The 24,463-nt window shown below is 40.8% G+C and carries 16 protein-coding genes and 1 pseudogene; 13 read left to right on the top strand and 4 right to left on the bottom strand.

The annotated features are described in order from the left end of the window. Positions 1–183: 183 nt before the first annotated feature. The 7 genes and pseudogenes from HMPREF0106_RS23845 to HMPREF0106_RS23815 all read left to right on the top strand — a co-directional run bounded on the left by HMPREF0106_RS23845 (position 184) and on the right by HMPREF0106_RS23815 (position 7,303). Positions 184–1,518, top strand: a complete 1,335-nt coding sequence (locus HMPREF0106_RS23845; RefSeq protein WP_004317274.1) for an NADP-specific glutamate dehydrogenase — start codon at positions 184–186, stop codon at positions 1,516–1,518. Between the two features lie 255 nt (positions 1,519–1,773). After that, positions 1,774–3,234, top strand: coding sequence for a catalase (locus HMPREF0106_RS23840; RefSeq protein WP_008641219.1), 1,461 nt, complete (start codon positions 1,774–1,776; stop codon positions 3,232–3,234). A 121-nt stretch (positions 3,235–3,355) separates the two neighbouring features. After that, a complete protein-coding gene (locus HMPREF0106_RS23835) occupies positions 3,356–3,574 on the top strand; it encodes a helix-turn-helix transcriptional regulator (RefSeq protein ID WP_008641217.1) in 219 nt (72 codons plus the stop codon). Beyond that, positions 3,571–3,771: pseudogene (locus HMPREF0106_RS26685) on the top strand (HipA N-terminal domain-containing protein); the annotation flags it as partial. The gene HMPREF0106_RS23835 and the pseudogene HMPREF0106_RS26685, both read left to right, overlap by 4 nt. 62 nt (positions 3,772–3,833) lie before the next feature. After that, positions 3,834–4,115: a hypothetical protein gene (locus tag HMPREF0106_RS23825; protein ID WP_008641213.1), complete on the top strand. Its 282-nt coding sequence runs from the start codon at positions 3,834–3,836 to the stop codon at positions 4,113–4,115. A 1,223-nt stretch (positions 4,116–5,338) separates the two neighbouring features. After that, on the top strand, positions 5,339–6,484 hold the full coding sequence (locus HMPREF0106_RS23820) for a PCMD domain-containing protein (RefSeq protein ID WP_009038718.1): 1,146 nt from the start codon (positions 5,339–5,341) through the stop codon (positions 6,482–6,484). A gap of 24 nt (positions 6,485–6,508) precedes the next feature. Continuing rightward, positions 6,509–7,303 (top strand): porin family protein, encoded by a 795-nt coding sequence (locus tag HMPREF0106_RS23815; RefSeq protein ID WP_008641209.1) that lies wholly within the window; start codon positions 6,509–6,511, stop codon positions 7,301–7,303. A gap of 829 nt (positions 7,304–8,132) precedes the next feature. On the opposite strand, the gene HMPREF0106_RS23810 is transcribed toward HMPREF0106_RS23815, so the two are convergent. Next, a complete protein-coding gene (locus HMPREF0106_RS23810) occupies positions 8,133–9,656 on the bottom strand; it encodes a PCMD domain-containing protein (RefSeq protein ID WP_009038719.1) in 1,524 nt (507 codons plus the stop codon). Positions 9,657–9,919: 263 nt separating this feature from the next. On the opposite strand from HMPREF0106_RS23810, the gene HMPREF0106_RS23805 reads away from it, so the two are divergent. After that, on the top strand, positions 9,920–10,765 hold the full coding sequence (locus HMPREF0106_RS23805; protein WP_008641205.1) for a helix-turn-helix domain-containing protein: 846 nt from the start codon (positions 9,920–9,922) through the stop codon (positions 10,763–10,765). Positions 10,766–10,787: 22 nt separating this feature from the next. Here HMPREF0106_RS23805 and HMPREF0106_RS23800 read toward each other — a convergent pair whose 3' ends face one another. From HMPREF0106_RS23800 to HMPREF0106_RS23790, 3 genes are read right to left on the bottom strand one after another with little or no spacing between them, the layout of a single operon-like run. Continuing rightward, positions 10,788–13,757 carry a PEP/pyruvate-binding domain-containing protein gene (locus HMPREF0106_RS23800; protein ID WP_009038720.1) on the bottom strand — a complete coding sequence of 990 codons (2,970 nt, stop codon included), beginning with the start codon at positions 13,755–13,757 and terminating at the stop codon, positions 10,788–10,790. Between the two features lie 4 nt (positions 13,758–13,761). Next, entirely contained in the window at positions 13,762–14,403 is a 642-nt protein-coding gene (locus tag HMPREF0106_RS23795) for an HNH endonuclease (protein WP_008024719.1), read from the bottom strand. A gap of 5 nt (positions 14,404–14,408) precedes the next feature. Then, entirely contained in the window at positions 14,409–15,644 is a 1,236-nt protein-coding gene (locus HMPREF0106_RS23790; protein ID WP_009038721.1) for an AAA family ATPase, read from the bottom strand. Positions 15,645–15,790: 146 nt separating this feature from the next. Between HMPREF0106_RS23790 and HMPREF0106_RS23785 the strand changes: the two genes are divergently transcribed. The 5 genes from HMPREF0106_RS23785 (at position 15,791) to HMPREF0106_RS23765 (ending at position 24,126) form a co-directional block, all read left to right on the top strand. Next, complete coding sequence (locus tag HMPREF0106_RS23785; protein WP_009038722.1) at positions 15,791–17,902, top strand: prolyl oligopeptidase family serine peptidase; 2,112 nt, start codon at positions 15,791–15,793, stop codon at positions 17,900–17,902. A gap of 216 nt (positions 17,903–18,118) precedes the next feature. After that, on the top strand, positions 18,119–19,456 hold the full coding sequence (gene gdhA / locus HMPREF0106_RS23780) for an NADP-specific glutamate dehydrogenase (RefSeq protein WP_009038723.1): 1,338 nt from the start codon (positions 18,119–18,121) through the stop codon (positions 19,454–19,456). Positions 19,457–19,688: 232 nt separating this feature from the next. Beyond that, positions 19,689–20,852, top strand: coding sequence for a M24 family metallopeptidase (locus tag HMPREF0106_RS23775; protein WP_009038724.1), 1,164 nt, complete (start codon positions 19,689–19,691; stop codon positions 20,850–20,852). An 82-nt stretch (positions 20,853–20,934) separates the two neighbouring features. After that, the gene (locus HMPREF0106_RS23770; RefSeq protein ID WP_008641197.1) at positions 20,935–22,497 is read left to right on the top strand and encodes a sulfatase family protein; all 1,563 of its coding nucleotides are present in this window, start codon (positions 20,935–20,937) and stop codon (positions 22,495–22,497) included. Positions 22,498–22,599: 102 nt separating this feature from the next. Further along, the gene (locus HMPREF0106_RS23765) at positions 22,600–24,126 is read left to right on the top strand and encodes an arylsulfatase (protein ID WP_008641196.1); all 1,527 of its coding nucleotides are present in this window, start codon (positions 22,600–22,602) and stop codon (positions 24,124–24,126) included. The last annotated feature ends 337 nt before the right edge of the window (positions 24,127–24,463 follow it).

Consider the following 24,463-nt stretch of genomic DNA (forward strand, 5'->3'; position numbering starts at 1 on the left):
TATAAAATGTTTGCCAGTTCAATTTTTATCTTTACTTTTGCAACCGAAAATAAAAATCCGATGTACCCATATGCAAGTGTGTAAATTGCTATATAATACGAAAGCACACAGTCAAGCGGCACATTAGCAAATTGTCAAATTAGCACATTATTTTTATATCAACCAATTAAAGAAAAAAAGATTATGAATGCAGCAAAGGTATTAGACGATCTGAAAAGAAGATTTCCCAATGAACCGGAGTATCATCAGGCAGTAGAAGAAGTACTTTCTACTATTGAAGAAGAATACAACAAACACCCGGAGTTTGATAAAGTAAACTTGATCGAACGTTTGTGTATTCCTGATAGAGTATATCAGTTCCGCGTGACTTGGATGGATGATAAAGGTAATATTCAGACCAACATGGGTTACCGTGTTCAGCACAACAACGCGATCGGTCCTTACAAAGGCGGTATCCGTTTCCACGCATCTGTAAACCTTTCTATCTTGAAGTTCCTTGCCTTTGAACAAACATTCAAAAACTCACTGACTACTCTGCCGATGGGTGGTGGTAAAGGTGGTTCCGACTTCTCTCCTCGTGGAAAGTCAAATGCCGAAGTAATGCGCTTTGTACAGGCATTCATGCTGGAACTGTGGCGTCACATCGGTCCTGAAACCGATGTTCCTGCCGGTGACATCGGTGTTGGTGGCCGTGAAGTAGGTTTCATGTTTGGTATGTACAAAAAACTGGCTCATGAATTTACCGGAACATTCACAGGTAAAGGCCGCGAATTCGGTGGTTCACTGATTCGTCCGGAAGCTACCGGTTATGGTAACATCTACTTCCTGATGGAAATGCTGAAAACAAAAGGCACTGACCTGAAAGGTAAAGTTTGTCTGGTTTCCGGTTCCGGTAACGTTGCTCAATATACAATCGAAAAAGTAATCGAACTGGGTGGTAAAGTAGTTACTTGCTCTGACTCTGACGGTTATATCTACGATCCGGATGGTATCGACCGCGAAAAACTGGATTACATCATGGAACTGAAGAATCTGTACCGTGGCCGTATCCGTGAATACGCAGAAAAATATGGTTGCAAATATGTAGAAGGAGCTAAACCTTGGGGTGAAAAATGTGATATCGCTCTTCCTTCTGCAACTCAAAACGAATTGAATGGCGACCACGCTCGTCAGCTGGTAGCAAACGGTTGTATCGCTGTATCTGAAGGAGCTAACATGCCTTCTACTCCGGAAGCTATCAAAGTATTCCAGGACGCTAAGATCCTTTACGCTCCGGGTAAAGCTGCTAACGCCGGTGGTGTATCAGTATCAGGTCTTGAAATGACTCAGAACTCTATCAAATTGAGCTGGAGTGCTGAAGAAGTAGACGAAAAGCTGAAAAGCATTATGAAAAATATCCACGAAGCTTGCGTTCAATATGGTACAGAAGCTGACGGATACGTAAACTATGTGAAGGGTGCTAACGTAGCCGGATTCATGAAGGTTGCTAAAGCAATGATGGCACAAGGTATCGTATAATCAGCGAAAGATATATAAGCTATAGTTTATTTAAAGACTCCCGCCTTCCGAAAGGAAGTGCGGGAGTTTTTTTTATGCAAAAAAATAACAGGCAATACGTACATAATTCATAGCTATTATCTATCTTTAGATAGAAATTATCTGTTTGACAAGCAAGCAAAAGAAGCCTATCTTTGTTACATATTATAAACCCCGGATAAAAGAATAAAAAGGCGACAGTCTGTTTATACTTGTATCCGACTAAAAAATCCATTTATGGAAAAGAAAAAACTCACTGCTGCGAACGGTCGCCCTATCGCCGACAATCAAAATTCGCAAACCGCAGGTCAACGCGGGCCTGTCATGTTACAAGATCCCTGGCTCATTGAGAAGCTTGCCCATTTTGATCGTGAAGTGATTCCGGAAAGACGTATGCACGCTAAAGGTTCAGGAGCATACGGCACTTTTACCGTCACTCACGACATCACAAAGTACACCCGTGCCGCCATTTTCAGTAAAGTCGGAAAACAAACAGAATGTTTTGTCCGTTTCTCCACCGTAGCCGGAGAACGTGGAGCTGCCGATGCAGAACGTGACATCCGTGGTTTTGCCATGAAATTTTACACGGAAGAAGGTAATTGGGACTTGGTTGGTAACAATACTCCCGTATTCTTCTTACGTGATCCACTTAAATTCCCGGATCTGAACCATGCTATCAAACGAGATCCGAAAACGAATATGCGTAGCCCGAACAGTAACTGGGACTTCTGGACACTTTTGCCGGAGGCATTGCATCAGGTGACTATCACCATGAGTCCGCGTGGTATTCCTTATTCATATCGCCACATGCACGGATTCGGCAGTCATACTTATAGTTTTATCAATGCAGAAAATCAGCGTATCTGGGTCAAGTTCCATCTGCGCACCTTGCAGGGGATCAAGAATCTGACTGACCAGGAAGCGGAAGCAATTGTTGCTAAAGACCGTGAATCTCATCAGCGTGATCTCTTCGAGAGCATCGAAAAGGGCGATTATCCGAAATGGTTATTCCAGATTCAGTTAATGACGGAAGAAGAAGCGGACAATTATCGCATCAACCCGTTTGACTTGACTAAAGTATGGCCGCACAAAGATTTTCCTCTGCAAGATGTCGGTATCCTTGAACTGAACCGCAACCCGGAAAACTATTTCGCCGAAGTGGAACAGGCTGCTTTCAACCCGATGAATATAGTAGATGGTATCGGTCTGTCTCCCGACAAAATGTTGCAGGGACGTTTGTTCTCGTACGGTGACGCACAACGTTATCGTCTTGGAGTGAATGCCGAACAAATCCCGGTCAACAAACCTCGTTGTCCTTTCCACGCCTATCATCGTGACGGTGCTATGCGCGTAGACGGAAACTACGGTGACACTAAAGGTTATGAACCAAACAGTTACGGCGAATGGCAGGATTCTCCTACTATGAAAGAACCGCCTCTCAAAGTTACCGGTGAAGTTTACAACTACAATGAACGGGAATATGATGACGACTATTATAGCCAACCGGGTGACCTATTCCGACTGATGCCAGCTGAAGAACAACAATTATTGTTCGAAAATACAGCTCGTGCTATGGGAGACGCTGAACTATTTATCAAACAACGTCATGTACGCAACTGCTACAAAGCTGATCCCGCATACGGAACAGGAGTTGCCAAGGCATTGGGAATTGATTTGCAAGAGGCTTTGAAAGAGTAATCTGCTATCACTTTCCTCTACTGGTACTCCTTCTTCCTGAAGAAAGAGTACCAGTTTTCTTATACCCTATAAGGTATAATCCATAAATCCACAACCAGATTTATACCCTAAAGGGTATAATATGAACGATAAATCATTATCAGAATACGTAAAGCTAATGCGTAAAGAACATAACTTGACCCAAGTAGAACTCTCTGAAAAATCAGGAGTTGGGTTGCGCTTTGTGCGCGAACTTGAGCAGGGAAAACAAACTTTGCGTCTTGATAAAGTAAATCAAGTGCTTAGTCTCTTTGGAATGGAAGTGGGGGTTGTACCAATAAGTAAACTCAACAAGCTATGAGACAAGCACACATATACAACCAAGACCAGTTGGCAGGACTGCTTACAGAAGATGAAAATGGCTACACCTTTCAATATGATGCAGCCTACATTAAATCCAGCGATGCCAAACCTGTCAGTCTCACATTGTCAATCTCTGAAAAGCCATATACAAGTCTAATATTATTCCCATTCTTTGACGGTCTCATTCCCGAAGGCTGACTCTTGGATATTGCCGAGAAAAGCTGGAAAATTATAGTCAGCGTAAAGGCTATTATTCGATGCCCCCGGGATATGACATGCTCTCTACGGCACTCCTCATGCCGGAGGACACCGAAGAATTGGCTTTGACACTAAACGGTAAAAGACGCAAAATCAAGCGTTCTGATTTTGAAGTTGCAATGAATGGTTGTAGTTTGGAGAAAAAGATCATGGACAATCTATTTTCTAAATTCATAAAGGTTACCGACAAGTGGCTGGAGTTTATAGATATTTCTTTCTTGCCCCAAGAAATGAAACAACAGTACAAGCTGATTATAACAAGGAAGTTAGATTTGTTATAAAACAGCCCAGGAATGCAAAGAGGGAATAACTTATTTATAATATCAATAAAAAAAGGTTCAGTCATTATTCTTGGAGATTTAACACATATTTGGCTACTTAGTTGAAGTAGAGTCCTATATCTTCATTGTGTTCTTCCGCGTTATGAGCAAAATTCGGAATGAATAAAAGAAGATATATTTATATTTTGTCCATAAGCTAAAACCGGGTCACCGTTCCTTTTAAAGGAACGCCCCGATGCACACCGAGAAACGTCCCGTTCCTTTAAATGAAACGGGGCATTTGTTTTAAAGGAAAAAACAGGTGGCACATCTTGTTGTATAACAGCGCTTTATCTTTTCACACTTATATAGTAAAATAATTAAGAACTTTGTTAACAATATCAGGTAAATTTGCTATTCTTACAAATGAATTATCTATGATTTGAATGTCTTTGAAATAAACAATAAATATTTCGGTTTCAGCTTTCAGTTTTCTCGTATAAGTGCTTATCCATCGGACTTTCGACTGAAAGCGCCCCTGAAATCACTCCATTTTGCTTTCAGCCTCTGTGCTTATGCAAAATTAGAGAGTCTATTACGGGAAAATACAGCCTCTATTATTACTGATCAGAGGCTCTGCTTCCTTAGAATAGAGCCTCTATTTCCAAGTGTTATGTCCGGCGTATGGGAAATATATGCCATGGGTTCAGTAGATATATGCCGTGGGGCTAGTGAATATATGGTGTGGGCACACGGGGCGTTTTAGTACTGAAAAAGCAGATTTTAAGTACTTCTTTCATCTGTTCCATGTACTTTATTACAGCAGTACAAGTACCTCTTTTGTTCAACTCTTGTACTTCTCCAGCTGATTCTTCTACTTCATTTGTCCGACATTTGTTCTCTCCTGTAATAATCAAGGCAATCAACCTAAAATTTAATTCAAAACGGCACTTAAATACACAAGATCTGACTGCACAGAGTATGTTAAATCCCCAAGAAGAAAAAGTGCCCCCAAAAAAGACCAAATACAAGCCAAATACGATGAAAAGATACGAAACTTAGAAAAGGGAAAATTCTAAATATAAGAGCCTATTAATTGGATATTTAATCATTCCTTTCCTCTCTCTTTTGTATAGTATTACCGCCAACCTCGAATTTTCTTTTAACATTCTACAGAAATAGCGATTCAACTCTTTTAACTATCTTTGTCCCCAGTATAACCCATTAATATTTATAACAGACTGATGAAACTAAAAAATTTATTCGCCGGAATGATATTATGTCTGGCAGTTGCTTCCTGCATTCAAGATGAAGCTCAAAATGTTGAAGCAGCTATAGATGGATGCAGTGGAAACGATATCCAACAATGTTTGATTGATCCAAACGAATTCACCGTCCAGCTGTATGTATCAAGAGCTGCCGATCCATCTAAAATAAACATTAACTTCGATCTCCCTACTGGCGCTTCCATAGCACCTGTAGAACAATTACCCGAAGACGGGGTTAATACTTATAATTTTAAAGACGAAAACCCTAGGCTATTTAAAGTTACATCAGAGGACAATGCTTTTTCTGCGACCTATACAATCAGACTTTGGCAAACAGAAATGCCTTTTACATATGATTTTGAAACTTTAAGTTCAGACAATCCTTATCACAAGTTTACCGAAGACAATCCTTCTTCGGGGACTATAATCCGTCGATTAGAATTAGCTAGTGGAAATCCAGGATTCGAACTAACTAAAATGGCAAAAACACCGGAAGACTATCCCACAGTACAGGTCAATGGAGGAGTTGATGGTGGTAAATGTGTAAAACTGGAAACAAAAGACACAGGCAGCTTCGGAAGCATGGTAAAAATGTATATTGCTGCAGGAAACTTGTTCATCGGTTCGTTTGAAGTGGGACAGGCCTTAAGCAATGCCATGAAAGCCACTCACTTTGGCTTTCCATTCTTCTACTATCCGCTGAAGTTGGAAGGAGGGTATAAATATAAAGCAGGTGCCAACTTCTCATCAAAAGGAGAAATTATAGAAGGAAAAAAAGATAAATGTGATATCTACGGAGTATTGTATGAAACAGATGATAATGTACAATTTCTCGATGGCTCTACTTCACTCACTTCACCCAATATTGTAGCCTTGGCACGAAATCTTGATGCACTTCCTGAAACAGATAGTTGGAAACAATTCAGTTTTAATTTCAAACCACAGAATGGCAAATCTATTGACTCTAACAAGCTAGAGAAAGGTATCTACAAACTTGCCATTGTATTCTCTTCTAGTGTAGACGGTGCAAAATTTGAGGGAGCCGTAGGTAGTACACTTCATATAGACAAAGTAGTGATTACCCATACTTCTAACCCGAGTGAATATCCTGCAAATCAATAATAAACCCAATCAATCGATAAGATAATGAAGAAAATAATATATAATAAAGTAGCAGGAATCATATTCCTCGCAATACTTTTTTCACATGTAGCATATGCCCAAAACGAACGTAACAAAGCTCTTATCTACTCATATTTACATGGATGGGAGTATAGTATCAAAGCTGGATTGAGCATTGGAGGTACTTCTCCTCTTCCCCTACCTAAAGAAATACGTAGTATTGATAGCTATACGCCAAACATAGCTATCGCTATTGAGGGAAATACCACAAAATGGTTCGGCAAAGACAAAAAATGGGGAATGACCGCAGGTATACGTCTTGAGAATAAAACGATGACTACCGAAGCTACCGTAAAAAATTATGGTATGAAGATCATCAACACTAATGGTGGCGAGCTACAAGGTCTTTGGACTGGTGGTGTAAAAACAAAAGTGAAAAATTCATATCTCACCATTCCTGTATTGGCTAATTATAAGATAAGTGACCGTTGGAAAGTATCACTTGGTCCTTATGTCTCTTATATGACTGAAGGCAACTTCTCCGGACATGTATATAAAGGACATTTACGCACACCTGATGAAACCGGTCAACGTGTCGACTTCACAGGTGAAAGTATTGCAACTTATGATTTTTCAGACAACTTACGTAAATTTCAATGGGGAGCTCAATTAGGCGGTGAGTGGAAAGCTTTCAAGCACCTTAATGTCTATGCAGATCTGACATGGGGGCTAAACGACATCTTTAAGAAAGACTTTGATACCATCACATTTGCGATGTATCCTATCTACTTGAATATTGGGTTTGGATATGCGTTCTAAATAAACTAGATATCTTAAAAACAAAAGAAGTGGCGAAGAACAGGTTTACCGATTTCTTCGCCACTTCTTTTATTGGTTTCAGTTGGATACTTTTGAATTATCCTCTATTATTCGCCTCATTATTATGACTTTGGTTGAAATCTTGGGGGATTTAGGAGACAGGGCAACTATATCCCTAAAAATTGATCCATCCTGCACGGCTTTGGGCTAAATGTATAGCTACAAGGATTAATCTAACACATTATTATTTTTAGTACTTCTTCTTGGAAGTATTATTTTCTTTGTTCCCTAACAAATTTGCGTTCCACTTAAGTCGAACGACAGAACCACTTAAGTGGAACGCAAACTAGAGTGCATATCTAATTATTATTTATAAAAGACAGGAAACTAAATACAGTATTGCAATAGATTATCTTTTACTAACTATTGGAAACCATCGTTTAATTCATTTCCGCACCAAAATGAATCAATTTTAAGAATGTGATTATCCTGAATCAAATCCCCAAGTTTTCGAACTGATCCGAAAAACATAGCAAACTTTTAAAAAAACATCCACAGTCATATTCGGCAAGCCGCATGAAGCATACTTATAGCAGGTAGAATAGTAAGATTTGACTCAGGTCTATATGGGAATGAATCGTTTTTAGGATAGCTATTCTGCAAAGAAACTTTCAAACTGAACCGTTTTCGAACAGAGTCTAAAAATTCAAAAAATATCGCATTCTATAATTCCTAAAAAAGGCAACTAACTCGCAAAGAATTAGTTACCTTTTTATTATACAGGAAATATCCCTAAAATCTTCGTTTTTATATACAACAAACTTGAATATTATTCTCCAACAACTTCAAGTGCATCAATAATCAACGTACTTCCCCCTGCTCCTATAAACTTATCTCCATCTTTACTAGATGAACATATAATTGCCAACTTATATTTCTTATTAGCATCATACTCTTTACCTTCTAAAAATGTAAAAGGTAATTCAAAATAAGTATAATCAGCTTTTGCACTTCCATCCGATAAAGCTGCTGTAGCAACACGATACTTCGAATCATTAATGTCATGTCCCGTTAAAGTTACGGAGTTTTCTTCTTCATCAACAGCTTCATACAACACACCTTGAATAGCACATTCATCTGTTCCTTCTGGATAGGTTACATTTTTCTTGTCTGTACCATTCATATATTTATCCCCGGGAGTATATTTATACCATCCCTTCAAAGTTAACGGTTTCTTATTATACTCAACACCAAACCTTGTACAAGACAATTGATCTCCACTCATTGCTGGCCCGGCATTAAAAGTGCCAGTAAAAAGAGAACCAGCTGTTAAGGCAGGAACAAAAGAGGATGAAATTTCATGAGTATCTAAAGTAACCAATTTGATTGCATATTCCCCATCCTTAGCATCATCAGTCTTTTCAACAGGAAATCCTCCAGACCAACCAAAGATACCCAATAAAGATGCCCCTTGAACACTTGAAGCCAAAACCTCACTAGGAAGTGGTTCCTCATGTTTGGCAGGACCAGTCCCAACAGTCTTCCATTCTTCAAATGAGAACTTCATAATATATCCCGAAATAGAGGCATTATAAGTTTTTATTGTCCCATCTTCCGCAGTCACTGTATAAATTACAACTTTATTACTAGAGAAATCTTGTGCAACACCACTTACAGGAGAAACCGTAGCTTTATCAGAAATATTAAATGTAGGAATTAATGCTTTCAAATCATCATCAGTTGCTGCCTCATTAACCTCAAAAGTAATAGTTCCATTCTCATCATCAATAACAGGTTGTTCTGTGATAAAATCACTATCAATAACAAAATCAGAAATCTTCGCTTCACTACTTTCATTACCAGACATCTTATCTCCGTCAAAATCAACATCAACCGTTTGTCCTAAAAGCGCAACTGTTACACCAATCTTCATACTAATTTTTCCATTCTTCACAGTTCCATTAACCGATGTAGGAAGTGTACCCAATGCCTGACCAAATTCTGTCGTAAACTTCAAGTCCTTTTGACCGCTAAAAGATTGCACTCCATCTTTTTCTTCTACCGTACAAGGTACTTCAATATCACCGACCAACCGACCGGTGAATGAAAAGTTCTTCAAAGACAATACAACTTGTGATGTTTGTTCACCTGATTTAGCAATAGATATCACTTGAGAGACAGGATCAGCTGCACTTCCATCAATGGATACGACCAAACTACCTTTATATTTACCACTTATATCAGTAACTTGATCATCACCATTCTTACCATTATCATCGTCATCACTACAAGACGTAAACAATGTCGCAGTACACAATACTACAAACAGATAATAAAATAAATTCTTTTTCATTTCTAAATTCTCTTTTTAATTAATAAAAGCATATGCACGATATACCATCGCACAGATACCAAAATTTCACAGGTGCAAAGTAACCATTATTTTCACACCTTCGCAAGGTCTATTTTTCTTGTTTCTGTTCTATTTTTAAAGAAATATACCCCAAAGACCTTCTAAAACACCATTTTTCAAGTCAAAATTATAATTTAAAAAAGGAAAGATAGTCTATTTTCAATAATCAATATATCTTTGTACGAAGTAAAAAGCATGATATAATGAAAGAATTACCCAAAATAGATTTGCCAGAAGAATGGCTCATAGGAACAGGAGTCAATAAAGAATTGCTCAATTTATATACAAACTTTCCCTGTCGGTTAAAAGCTGAAATATTCGTGTTATGTATGAAAGGAGAAATCGAAGCTTCAGTCAACCTAAATCGCATTACGGTGCGAGCTAATGATTTCATTACAATTATGCCCGGAAGCATTCTTCAAATACACAGTGTAAATAGTGAACCGATACTTTATTTCGGAGGATTCTCATCTAAATATATAGAACAGGCTAATTTAGTACCTTCAGCCATCAACACTTTATTCATAACGATAGGACGACCAGTCATTTCATTAAAATCAGAAGGAGCAAAGTTACTAGCTGACTATTTTCAATTCCTGATAAAATTATATACTTTTTTTAATGAATCAACTCGCAAAGGAATTACTCCACACCTATATAACAACATACACGCAGGAATAGCTGCCATGTATAACAACCAGATGCAAAGCAGCAAAGAATGTCTATCTAAAAGCGAATTAATCTACAAAAATTTCACTCAACTGGTAATGCAAAATTATAATCAAACACGCAATGTTATGTGGTATGCTGAAAAGCTCAAGATTTCAAATATCCACCTCTGTACTACAGTGAAAAAAGTCACAGGAAATACATGTGCAGAAATTATTTCACACATGGTTATCATGGATGCCAAATCACAATTAAAGTCTACTCATCTTTCCATTCAAGAAATTTCTAACTCACTCAATTTTGCCAACACATCGTTTTTCGGCAAATACTTTAAACGATATGTTGGCATGAGTCCATTGGCATATAGAAATAACGGGTGAATAATATAAATTATACAGTCACTTAAGTTTCCGGCATCAAAACCACACCCTGCTTCTTCTTTCCATCCATCTTGACCACCATCGGTTTCTCAAAGCGGACATGACGAAGATATTTCGTTTCTTCCACCGCAGGTTGCGCATTGAGGAAGTCCTGATTATACACACCATCATTCATAAAGGCGTTGATAGTGAAATATCCTACCCCGAACGAAGTCAGATTCTGAAAGAAATGTGTTCCTTGACTGGGATCTACCCGATAGTTGGTCAGTCCGGCTTCCACAATCACACGGGCAGCCGAGATATGAGGCCACTTCACAGGAATACCGAGCCATGTATCGCTGCTTCCCCAACGTCCCGGACCGACAAGCACATAATTCTTTCCTTCATTCAAGAACTGTTGGTTGATCTTTTCTATCTCCCAAGCAATTGCCTGATTGTTGGAGGCACTATAATTATCGGTCTTTACATAGACCACATCATAAATATCATTCATGATACCGTGTCCCAACGAATTATATGAGCGGAGAATCACATCTTCATCCGATATCTCGTTCAAATCTTCGTCCAGCATTTCTTTACTGTCTACGATAGGACGTATCTGTAACAGATAGAAGGTTCCGGATTTATCATGTTCGCGACTTAACGTTGCTGCAAATTCAATTTCAACCGGACGGCGCATCTCCTGTTCACCATATTTCAAGACCAACTGCAGAATACGAGCCAACGGGAAAACATCATGTTGCAGGATATTGGCAAAAGTAATCACCTTGCGCCCCCCAGGATACAGACCATCTCGGATAATCTGATCGTACGGATCATACGTAGAGGCAATATAACGCAGGGCACCATCGTTTTCCGCCTCTTTGACATGGAGTTTCAGTAAATTGAAACCATCGTCGATAGAAAAATCATGTCCGGCATTTTTTAAATCCAAAGCATAGAAACGGGTCTGGGTCTCTTTCAGAGCGATTTCCATTTCACTGGTTTGCAACACCTGATTGGGATGATAGGGAGAAAAACGAAGGGTCATACCACCGTCTACAATATATTTCCCTAATCCCAAAGCCAGATTAACCGTTCCTTCTTCGGCTTTTTCATCTCCTAAAGGATAATAATTCAGTGAACGGGCCACACCCGACATAGACGGATAATAACGGTCGCCATATTGATTGCCAACTACCTCCTGCAAGATAACAGCCATCTTTTCCTGATCGATCACATTCGAAGTAGCCTGCATATACGCTTTGCTGTCACGGAAATAGACTGATGCATACACCCCTTTGATGGCATCCGAAAGCATGCGCAACATTTCATACCGATCATCCAGATAAGGAATCATGTACGTGTTATAGATTCCTGCAAACGGCTGATAATGAGAATCTTCAAGCAAAGATGAGGAACGGATGGCAATCGGAGATTTCACTACATCGAAGAAAGTAAAGAAGTCCTCCACCAAGCGGTCAGGCAACTTTGCCTTCAGAAAATATTTCAGAATCGTAGCATCATCCGCATCTGACAGCGCAATCTGATACAGATTATTAGTGTCCATAAATTCATCAAACACATCCGTACAAAGCACCACCGTTTTAGGAATAGCAATACGTGCGTTCTCAAACTCTTCAAATTCCGGATGACGCTTCACCATATTATCAATAAACGCCAGTCCACGCCCTTTTCCTCCTAAAGAACCATCCCCGATACGGGCAAAGTTAGAATAACGGTCGAAACGGTCTCGCTTAAACACTGCCACGACTCCCTGGTTCTTCATCTTACGATACTTCACGATGGCCTCAAAGATGATTTTCCGGTGAGCATCCACATCTTGAAGACTATTCCAGGTAATCGGTTTCAAAAACTCGGCTACCGGGAACATGGCACGAGAATAGAACCAACGCGACACGTGATTCCGGCTGATATGATATAAGAAAGACTCCGCAGGCACGGCAAAAAGAATGTTTTGCAATTCTTTCAGATTCCGGACACGGGCTATCTCTTCCCCGGTATCCGGATTCCGGAATATAAAATCACCAAAACCAAAATTATCGGAGACAATACGACGCAAATCAACGTCCATCTTTTTTGAGTTCTTATCAATAAAGCTGGCACCATACTTAGCGGCATAAGAAGAGTTTTCCGATTCGGACGACTGGATAATCAACGGAACAAACGGATCGTTCTTGCGTATCTCGGCACACAGCTTGATACCTGCCAGACCGTCTTTCTCCCCCCGCTCCACTTTCGGGAAACGGACATCGGTGATTACTCCTAATATATTATTCTGATACTTATGATAAATTTCCATTGCCTCCTGATACGTACGTGCCAGTACAATCTTAGGACGCCCGCGCATACGAAGCGTACGCTGGTGAGCATTCAAGGCCTCAGTAGAGAACTCCTGACTCTGCTTCAACACGAACTTATACAGATTCGGCAAAATAGAAGAATAGAAACGAATGCCATCCTCCACCAAAAGAATCAACTGCACACCGACTTCCTGCACATCGTGTTCCAGGTTCATCTTGTCCTCTATCAATTTGATAATAGACACCAACAGGTCGGTATTGCCTAACCAACAGAACACATATTCAAACGCACTTAAATCTTCATTGATAATCCGTTTGGTAATACCATGGCTAAAAGGAGTCAGAATGACGATAGGAATATGCTCATATTTCTCTTTGATATGACGACCAATATCAAAACTGTCATTATCTCCTGTGCTCGGCATACAAATCACCAGGTCGAACGACATATTTTCCAACTGCGCCAATGCTTCCTCCTCTGTGGATACCTGCGAGAAACGAGGCGGATAACGCAAAGATAAAGAGGTGTATTCATTGAAAATCTTCTCATCAATGCGCCCGTCATCTTCCAGCATAAAAGCGTCATAAGGGTTGGCGATTAACAACACGTTAAAAATTCGCCTTGTCATCAGGTTGGCGAACTGTGTATCTTTGAAGTAAAGCTGGTTTAATTTATATTTACTAAGCATAAAGTCATTCTCCTTTTTTATTCCAAATCGTCATATCTCCAAAATCATGTTTCAGCAAATCGTTACTATGAATAATTGCATATTTAAATCCCAAATATTCACTACGAATATCCAACTGTTCTTTTATAACCGGATAATAATATTCTTTCTTACCTGACATATATTCATCAACAACATAAGAAAAGAAATTCATTTTTTGAATAAATTCATCATAAAATCGTTGCTCACGACAATTCCTATAAGATAGTTTTCCATTAAATAATAAATTCAATAACTTTATCGTTGAAAGTACTTCAGAAGTTCTATTATCACTATCAAATATTGCTTTCTGATTAACAAAATCATTTGAATGTTCTATTATAGTTTCGATATCATATTGAGTCGGATCTAAGATATCATCATACTTATTCGACTTTTTATTGTTACAGTATCCACAAGCTACAAATAAGTTTTCCCATGTTTGTTTCAAGTCTCCATTATTGGCTTGCGATTTAAAATGCTCTACTTGATAATCAGTTGTCAAACGCCGTTCGCATAGATAACATTTATCATTCTGATCCATCAGTAATTGTTTGCAGACCTCGTCCGTATTATAACTCTTATCTAAAGTTTGTGGCTTATCTGCATTTTTACAAATTCTAATCATCTTAATTAATTCTTATTTTGCCACTCTCTTTTCAGATCATAATATTTAGCTTTAATAGCAGGAGCAACTGCTTCCGGAATCTTATCAAAATCCTGCAGATACATTTCCAACTCACTTTTATCCGAAATAGAAAGCCGATCGGAACGAATCAATTCTTCCATCCGTTGTAAACGCATTTGAATCTCACTGGAGTCTGTACGAACACCAAAGTAACCTTCTGCTAATGCTTCATAAGAATAATCCGTTAAATCTTCAATTGGTTCACGATGCTCCAAATCAAAAGCAACAGCATTCTCTAAAGAATTAAGAATAAAAGGGGAATGAGTAGTGACAACAAACTGTATATTAGGAAAAATAGTAGTCAATATCGGCAAAATCACTCGTTGTAGTTCCAAATGAAGATGCGTTTCTATTTCATCAATCAACACAATTCCTTCTTTCTCGTATGCACGGACCACATTATTCTGTGATTGCATTTTTAAAATTAAATCGGCTACAATGTCTAATGCAGCCGAATACCCTGCTGATAGTTCGGTGAATTTAAACGACTTTCCGCGTGTTTGAATGAGGAAAGAGTAATCTTTATAATTGAAATCAAGTTCTAAGGTTGTATCATCAAATATCTGACGAAGAATATTTCGGAAGCCGACAAACCATTGACGAATATAATCAGCATCCTCTGTTTTTCCTTCATTACGAGCTAAGGCCTCTTGCACTTTACAGTCAACCATAAAATTCAAGAACTGATCTACTTTATTATGTTTCAGATCAGTCTTCATCTTCAAATCCGGCTTAACAGGATTCTTAGGTTCTACAAAAAGAGACTTACGTTCATCAGCATAGTAGGCTATAATAAAGTTCTGACTAAAAAAATCCTTAGAGATGGAGTATATATCATGGAATGAAAGTTCTACTTTTCCATAAAATTCTTCAACTCTATTTTTATAATATTCAACGTTATTCTGGCCGGAAGCAATACTTTTTGAATCACCAGTGGTCTCAGCTTGCTGCAACCATGCTTGATTAGACTCTAAATTTTTCTTTAAATCTAAGAATCTCAACGCCTTATCATTACAAACCTGACTTAAATGCTCCACAATTGCATTCAACAAAATAGTCTTACCACTTCCGTTCTTTCCCGTAATAATCAGATGTTTTTTTTCATTTTCAGAGATTGGTATACAAAAGTTCTCCAAATGAAAAATATGATTAACCTTGATACTCGTAATAAAATTACCCATAGTCCTTTATACTTGATGATTACTTTTGCAAAGTTAATTCTTTAAATCTCATTTTCCATCATCTTCTTTATAAAGTTTACTTGTTTATCTCTTATTATTTTGTAGATTTGTAACTTTAAGTTTATTCAAAAAGACTTTTTATTCACATGAAAAAAGTAACTTTATTAATGAGTGGAATCATGGTGATGTCATGCGCTCCCCAACAAAAAAAGCTGGTCTACCCCGAGACGGCAAAGGTAGACACTGTAGATGTGTACTTCGGCACACAAGTTCCCGACCCTTACAGATGGTTGGAAAATGACACCAGTGCAGCCACTACTGCCTGGGTAGAAGCACAAAACAAAGTAACGAATGAGTATCTTAGCCAGATTCCGTTCCGCGAAAACCTGCTGAAACGATTGACGACACTGGCCGATTACGAGAAGATCAGTGCCCCGATCAAAAAACATGGAAAGTATTATTTCAGTAAAAATGACGGTCTGCAGAACCAGAGTGTATTCTATGTGCAGGACTCACTGGACGGCGAACCGCGTGTTTTCCTCGATCCGAACAAACTCTCGGACGACGGAACAGTGGCACTGACCGGTCTTTATTTCTCAAACGACGGCAAGTACACCGCTTACAGTATTTCACGCAGCGGTTCGGACTGGTCTGAAATTTATGTAATGGATACCGAAAGCGGAAAACTGCTGGAAGACCACATCGAATGGGCCAAGTTTACCGGTGCCGCCTGGCAGGGAGACGGTTTCTATTACAGTGCCTATGATGCGCCGACCAAAGGAAAAGAGTTCTCTAACGTGAATGAAAATCACAAAATCTATTATCACAAAATCGGTGAGCCACAGTCAAAAGATAAACTGATTTATCAGAACCCTGCTTATCCGAAACGTTTCTACACATCAAGCACCAGTGAAGATGAACGGATTCTCTTCCTGACAGAATCCGGCGCCGGAAGAGGTAACAACCTGTTTATACGGGACCTGAAAAAGCCGAATTCACCCTTCATCCAACTGACTACAGACCTCGACTACCAATATTATCCGATTGAAGTTATCGGCGACCAGATTTATATTTATACCAACTACGGCGCACCGAAAAACCGAATTATGGTCGCTGACATCAACCGTCCGAAATTGGAGGACTGGAAAGAGCTCGTACCCGAATCGGAAGCTGTTCTTTCAAATGCGGAAGTGATCGGTGGCAAACTATTCCTTACTTATGACAAAGATGCCTCGAACCACGCATACGTTTACGGTCTCGACGGTAAACAAATTCAGGAAATCCAACTGCCGTCACTCGGTTCCGTAGGCTTTAGCGGCAACAAAGACGACAAAGAATGTTTCTTCGGATTCACTTCATTCACCATACCGGGTGCTACCTACAAATACGACATGGATCAGAACACCTACGAACTATACCGTGCCCCGAAAGTACAATTCAACTCGGATGATTTTGTGACCGAACAAGTATTCTTCGCCAGCAAAGACGGCGTAAAAATTCCGATGTTCCTTACTTATAAGAAAGATTTGAAGAAAGACGGCAAGAACCCTGTATTCCTCTACGGATATGGCGGCTTCGGCATCAGCCTCAACCCGGGCTTCAGCGCCACGCGCATTCCATTCCTCGAAAATGGAGGTATCTACGCACAAGTAAACCTGCGCGGTGGTAGTGAATACGGTGAAGATTGGCACGTAGCCGGAACTAAAATGCAGAAACAGAACGTATTCGACGATTTCATCTCTGCTGCCGAATATCTGATCGACCAGAAATATACGAATAAAGATAAAATCGCCATTGTAGGAGGTTCCAACGGTGGTCTGTTGGTAGGTGCCTGCATGACACAGCGTCCTGACCTGTTCCGCGTAGCGATCCCGCAGGTAGGTGTGATGGATATGCTCCGCTATCATAAATTTACTATCGGCTGGAACTGGGCTAGTGATTACGGCACAAGCGAAGACAGCAAAGAGATGTTTGAATACCTCAAAGGCTACTCTCCACTGCACAACCTGAAACCGGGCACGAAATATCCGGCAACACTGGTCACTACAGCCGACCATGACGACCGTGTAGTCCCTGCCCACTCATTCAAGTTTGCCGCTACCCTGCAAGCTGACAACGACGGTACCAATCCGACACTGATCCGTATTGACAGCAAAGCCGGGCATGGCGCAGGCAAACCAATGGCTAAAGTACTGGAAGAACAAGCTGATATTTACGGATTCATCATGTATAATTTAGGAATGAAACCAAAATTCTAAAGCGACACTTCCTATTTATAAACACATAGAAGCCCCGTAACCTGTATTTTACATTACAGGCTGCGGGGCTTTGTGTTTTTCAGCAGAAGAAATTGACATTTTATCATTATTTAATCAAAATATCTGCATTAAAACAAGCAACTTTGAAAAAAATTCCTATATTTGCAGTGATTTAGTTGACATTTTATCAGAATTAACCTTTTAAAATATAGTATCATGAACATCCAGAAAATCATGTCCTCTTTGGAGGCTAAGCATCCCGGTGAATCTGAATATCTTCAAGCAGTGAAGGAAGTTCTTCTTTCTATCGAAGATATATACAATCAACATCCTGAATTTGAAAAAGCTAAAATCATAGAAAGATTGGTAGAACCCGACCGTATCTTCACTTTCCGTGTGACGTGGATGGACGACAAAGGCGAGGTGCAGACCAACCTCGGTTATCGTGTACAATTCAATAATGCGATCGGTCCTTATAAAGGTGGTATCCGTTTCCATGCTTCCGTCAATCTTTCCATTCTGAAATTCCTCGGTTTCGAACAGACATTCAAAAATGCACTGACCACGCTGCCTATGGGTGGTGGAAAAGGTGGTTCCGATTTCTCTCCGCGCGGTAAGAGTGATGCTGAAATCATGCGTTTCTGCCAAGCCTTTATGTTGGAGTTATGGCGTCACCTCGGACCGGATATGGATGTACCAGCCGGTGATATCGGCGTAGGCGGACGTGAAGTAGGTTATATGTTCGGTATGTATAAGAAACTGACTCGCGAATTTACAGGCACATTCACCGGCAAGGGATTAGAATTCGGAGGCTCGTTGATTCGCCCGGAAGCTACCGGTTTCGGTGGTCTGTATTTTGTAAATCAGATGCTACAAGCGAAAGGTATTGATATAAAAGGTAAGACAGTCGCTATTTCCGGTTTCGGCAACGTTGCATGGGGAGCAGCTACCAAAGCTACCGAACTGGGTGCCAAAGTGATTACAATTTCCGGCCCGGACGGATATATCTACGATCCGGATGGTATCAGCGGCGAAAAGATAGACTATATGCTCGAACTTCGTTCGTCGGGTAATGACATTGTTGCCCCTTATGCAGAACAGTATCCGAATGCTACCTTTGTAGAAGGCAAGCGCCCGTGGGAAGTGAAAGCAGACATCGCGCTTCCTTGTGCTACCCAGAATGAATTAAATGGAGAAGATGCTCAAAATCTCATAAAAAATGACGTACTTTGCGTCGGAGAAATTTCCAACATGGGATGTACTCCCGAAGCAATCGACCTCTTTATTGAACATAAGACAATGTATGCTCCGGGTAAAGCGGTCAACGCAGGCGGTGTTGCCACTTCCGGTTTGGAAATGTCTCAAAACGCAATGCACCTAAGCTGGAGTGCTGCCGAAGTGGACGAAAAGCTCCATGCAATCATGCACGGCATCCATGCACAATGCGTGAAGTACGGCACGGAACCCGACGGATACATTAATTATGTGAAGGGTGCCAACATTGCCGGATTTATGAAAGTAGCTCACGCAATGATGGGACAAGGCGTTATTTAGAAGACTTTGTTTAGTTGTATTTGTATTTGTGGTTTGCGCTGCTCGCCTCCTGTGACAGGACGCGGGTAGCGCTATTTTTTTGAGATTAACATTATTTTCGCTGGAATTAATTATCTTTGTGGCATGATAGGTTAAATAATGGTTTGTGAATTTGTTATATCAGATAAACAACTCACAACTAATAATTTACCATTGATAGTTTTGTAATTAATAATCATGTAATAAATAAAAAATGCTACAACCCGAATTGAAATTTCGCCGTGACAAGATTCGCAGTCTGATGGTGTCACAGGGCATTGACGCCGCACTTATCACTTGTAATGCAAATTTAATTTACACGTATGGCTGTGTAGTCAGTGGCTATCTTTACCTCCCCCTTCATTCGCCTGCACTATTATTTTTCAAACGCCCTAATAATATCACAGGAGAACATTCGTTCTCGATTCGCAAACCGGAACAAATCGTTGACCTGTTGAAAGAACAAGGATTGCCGATGCCAACCAAACTGATGTTAGAAGGTGACGAGCTCCCTTATACGGAATATTGCCGTCTGGCCAGCCTGTTTCCGGAAGCAGAAGTTGTAAATGGCACCCCGTTGATTCGTCAGGCACGCAGCGTAAAAACACCTGTAGAAATTGAGATGTTCCGCCGTTCGGGCATTGCCCACGCCAAGGCATACGAGCAGATTCCAAGCGTATATCGCCCCGGTATGACGGACATCGAGTTTTCCATTGAAATAGAACGCCTGATGCGTCTGCAAGGTTGCCTCGGAATTTTCCGGGTATTCGGACGCAGCATGGAAATATTCATGGGTAGCGTACTGACCGGAGACAATGCCGGATACCCCTCGCCTTATGATTTTGCTTTAGGTGGACAGGGACTTGATCCTGCTTTGCCGGGAGGAGCAAATAAAACTCCGCTAAAGGAAGGTCAGAGCGTTATGGTGGACTTGGGAGGCAACTTCAACGGTTATATGAACGATATGAGCCGCGTATTCTCAATAGGAAAGCTGCCCGAAGAGGCTTACACCGCCCATCAGGTTTGTTTGGATATCCAAACAAAGATAGCTTCCATCGCCAAACCGGGCATTGCTTGTGAAGTGCTTTACGACATAGCTGCCGAAATAGCCAAAGAAGCCGGATTTGCCGACAAATTTATGGGAACAGGGCAACAAGCCAAGTTTATCGGCCACGGTATCGGACTCGAAATTAATGAAGCTCCAGTATTAGCTCCCCGCATGAAACAACAATTAGAACCGGGCATGGTCTTTGCCCTCGAACCGAAAATCGTTATTCCGGGGGTAGGCCCCGTAGGCATTGAAAACTCTTGGGTAGTAACCAACGAAGGAATAGAAAAGCTGACGAACTGCAATGAAGAAATCATTGAATTAAGTTAAACAGACGATGAAAAAGATGTGTCCGGCAAAGAACAGACACATCTTTTTCTACTAATAATAACACACTTAACCCCCAAAAACAATGAAACAACCTTTCATTCTAACCCTTATGTCCACTGTTGCCTGCACTGCAACAGCCACTAACAAAGCACCGGAAAACACTACACCGACAAAGTCAAAAACACCCAACGTCGTATTTATCTATGCTGATGATCTCGGTTATGGCGATTTGGAATGTTACGGAGCTAAAAACGTGCAAACCCCTAATGTCAACCGGCTGGCAAAATCCGGAATTCTTTTCACCAACGCTCATGCAACAGCCGCCACCAGTACCCCTTCCCGCTATTCCATGCTGACAGGAGAATACGCCTGGCGCAAAGAAGGAACGGATGTAGCGGCAGGAAATGCCGGGATGATTATCCGCCCCGAGCAATACACCATGGCAGATATGTTCAAAAGTGTCGGTTATGCTACTGCCGCAGTAGGCAAATGGCATTTGGGACTTGGAGATAAAACCGCTACTCAAGACTGGAATGCTCCGTTGCCTTGCGCATTAGGTGATTTAGGATTCGACTATCATTATATCATGGCAGCTACAGCCGACCGCGTGCCTTGTGTCTATATCGAAAACGGAAAAGTTGCCAACTACGATCCGAGTGCTCCTATCGAAGTAAGTTATCAAAAGAACTTCGAGGGCGAACCTACCGGAAAAAGTAATCCTGAATTACTTTACAACCTCAAGCCAAGTCACGGTCACGACATGTCTATCGTCAACGGAATTTCCCGCATCGGTTTCATGAAAGGCGGAGGAAAAGCACTCTGGAAAGACGAAAACATTGCTGATTCATTAACGACACATGCCATTCAGTTTATTGAGGAGAACAAAAACAAACCTTTCTTCCTCTACTTTGCCACTAACGACGTACATGTTCCCCGCTTTCCTCACGACCGTTTCAGAGGTAAAAACCCGATGGGATTAAGAGGCGACGCTATCGTACAGTTCGATTATTGTGTCGGTGAAATTCTGAATACATTAGAGAAATTGGGTTTAAGAGAAAATACGCTCATCATTCTTTCAAGTGACAACGGCCCGGTGGTAGACGACGGATACGACGACAAAGCAGAAGAACTGCTCAACGGTCATAGCCCTGCGGGACCGTTACGGGGCAACAAATACAGCGCCTTCGAAGGAGGCACGCGTATTCCCGCCATTGTCAGCTGGCCTGCGGGAGCAGAAAAAGGCATGACTTCAGACCTGTTGGTTTCGCAAGTAGACTGGTTGGCTTCTCTGGCTTCCCTCACCGGAGCTACAATGCCTAAAAGCACTGCACCGGATAGCTACAACTATCTGGGAAGTTGGCTAGGTAAAGAAAAGACAGACCGCCCGTGGGTAATAGAGCAGGCTTCCAACCACACGCTGTCCGTCCGCACCAAAGACTGGAAGTACATCGAACCGAATGACGGACCGAAAATGATCCAGTGGGGACCGAAGATAGAAACCGGAAACTCTAAAGAACCGCAGCTTTATAAAATGAAAGAAGTGAAAGAGGTGACCAACTACGCAAAGAATATGCCGGAGAAAGTGGCCGAACTGCAAAATATCCTTCAAAGCGTACGCGAAGGAAAAGATTTAATCGGAAAATAGATTCAGGATATAGAATGATGAAATGCCTCATAAAGACAGTCACAAAGCCTTAGAGAGGCATTTCATTCTAACCAGCTTAACCTTATTTAATTGCATAATATGATGAATTATAAATCAATCTCGTTGATAGGCGGCACGCTGCTTCTATCTACCTTAACTGCCAACGGACAGAAAAAGAACACCCAACCCAATATTCTTTTCATTCTTTGTGACGACATGGGATATGGAGATTTAGGCTGTTACGGTCAACCATTTATCCGCACCCCTCATATAGACACCATGGCCAATGAAGGTATGCGTTTTACACAGGCATACGCCGGCAGTCCCGTCAGCGCGCCTTCCAGAGCTTCATTCATGACAGGGCAACATTCAGGCCACTGTGAGGTGCGAGGCAACAAAGAATACTGGAAAAATGTACCGATCGTGTTGTATGGGCAAAACCAAGAATATTCGATAGTAGGACAACATCCTTATGATTCCGACCATGTAATCTTGCCGGAAATAATGAAAGACAATGGCTATACCACGGGTATGTTCGGCAAATGGGCGGGAGGATATGAAGGCTCGCGTTCTACTCCCGACAAACGGGGAATAGATGAATATTACGGTTACATCTGTCAATTTCAGGCTCATCTCTACTACCCCAATTTCCTGAACCGTTATAGTAAAGCGTTGGGCGACACCGGAGTGGTGCGTGTGGTGATGAATGAAAACATCAAATATCCGATGTATGGTCCCGACTACCAGAAACGTCCGCAATACTCGGCCGACATGATTCATCAGAAAGCATTGGAGTGGCTGGACCAACAAGACGACCAACAACCGTTTTTCGGCATATTGACTTACACCTTGCCTCATGCGGAACTCGTTCAACCGGAAGATTCTATCCTGAATGAATACAAAGCCAAATTCAACCCGGACAAAGAGTTTAAAGGAAGCGAAGGCTCACGATACAATGCTATTACGCACACCCATGCTCAATTTGCAGGAATGATTACCCGTCTGGATTATTACGTGGGTGAAGTCCTGAAAAAGCTGAAAGAGAAAGGGCTGGACGAAAACACATTGGTTATTTTCTCCAGTGACAACGGCCCTCACGAAGAAGGCGGAGCCGACCCTACTTTCTTCGGCAGAGACGGAAAACTACGTGGATTAAAACGCCAGTGTCATGAAGGAGGAATACGTATTCCGTTTATCGCGCGTTGGCCGGGACACATACCGGCAGGTAAAGTGAACGATCATATCTGTGCTTTTTATGATTTAATGCCCACATTCTGCGAAGTGATCGGCATCAAGGACTACGAAAAGAAATATCGCAATAAAGAAAAAGAAGTCGATTATTTCGATGGGATTTCTTTTGCTCCCACACTGCTGGGTAAGAAAAAGCAAAAGAAACATGATTTCCTGTATTGGGAATTTGATGAAACAGACCAGATTGCCGTACGCATGGACGATTGGAAGATGGTGGTAAAAAAAGGAACACCGTTCCTCTACAACTTAAAAACGGACATTCACGAAGATACTGACATAGCACTCCAACATCCGGACGTTGTAGAAAAGATGAAAGCTATCATCTTCGAACAACATACGCCCAATCCATATTTCTCGGTAACACTACCCAAACAGTAAACGTACGGATAAAGAAATAATGAGTAATCAGCAGTTAGAAAGCAAGGTTTCATTCATTTCCGCACAGTTTTGAATAAAATAATAGAGTATTCTGGAAACGTTGTGGTAAATCTGAAAAAGATGATTGAGTTTTTAAGATTCCCCGTTATCTTTTTATTATAAGATATGGGTCAAAGGTGAGGGTTGGTGAGGGTAGATTTATAACTTTTTATTTTATTATTTTCTATACTATCTCCTTTTTATCTATAAAAAAAATACGAAAGTTATAAATCTACCCTCACCAACCCTCACCTTTGACCCACTTCATTAGCGCACCGTTTAACTCGTTTCAGTACAG

The sequence above is a fragment of the Bacteroides sp. D22 genome, from assembly GCF_000163675.1.
GTDB classification, from domain to species: domain Bacteria; phylum Bacteroidota; class Bacteroidia; order Bacteroidales; family Bacteroidaceae; genus Bacteroides; species Bacteroides xylanisolvens.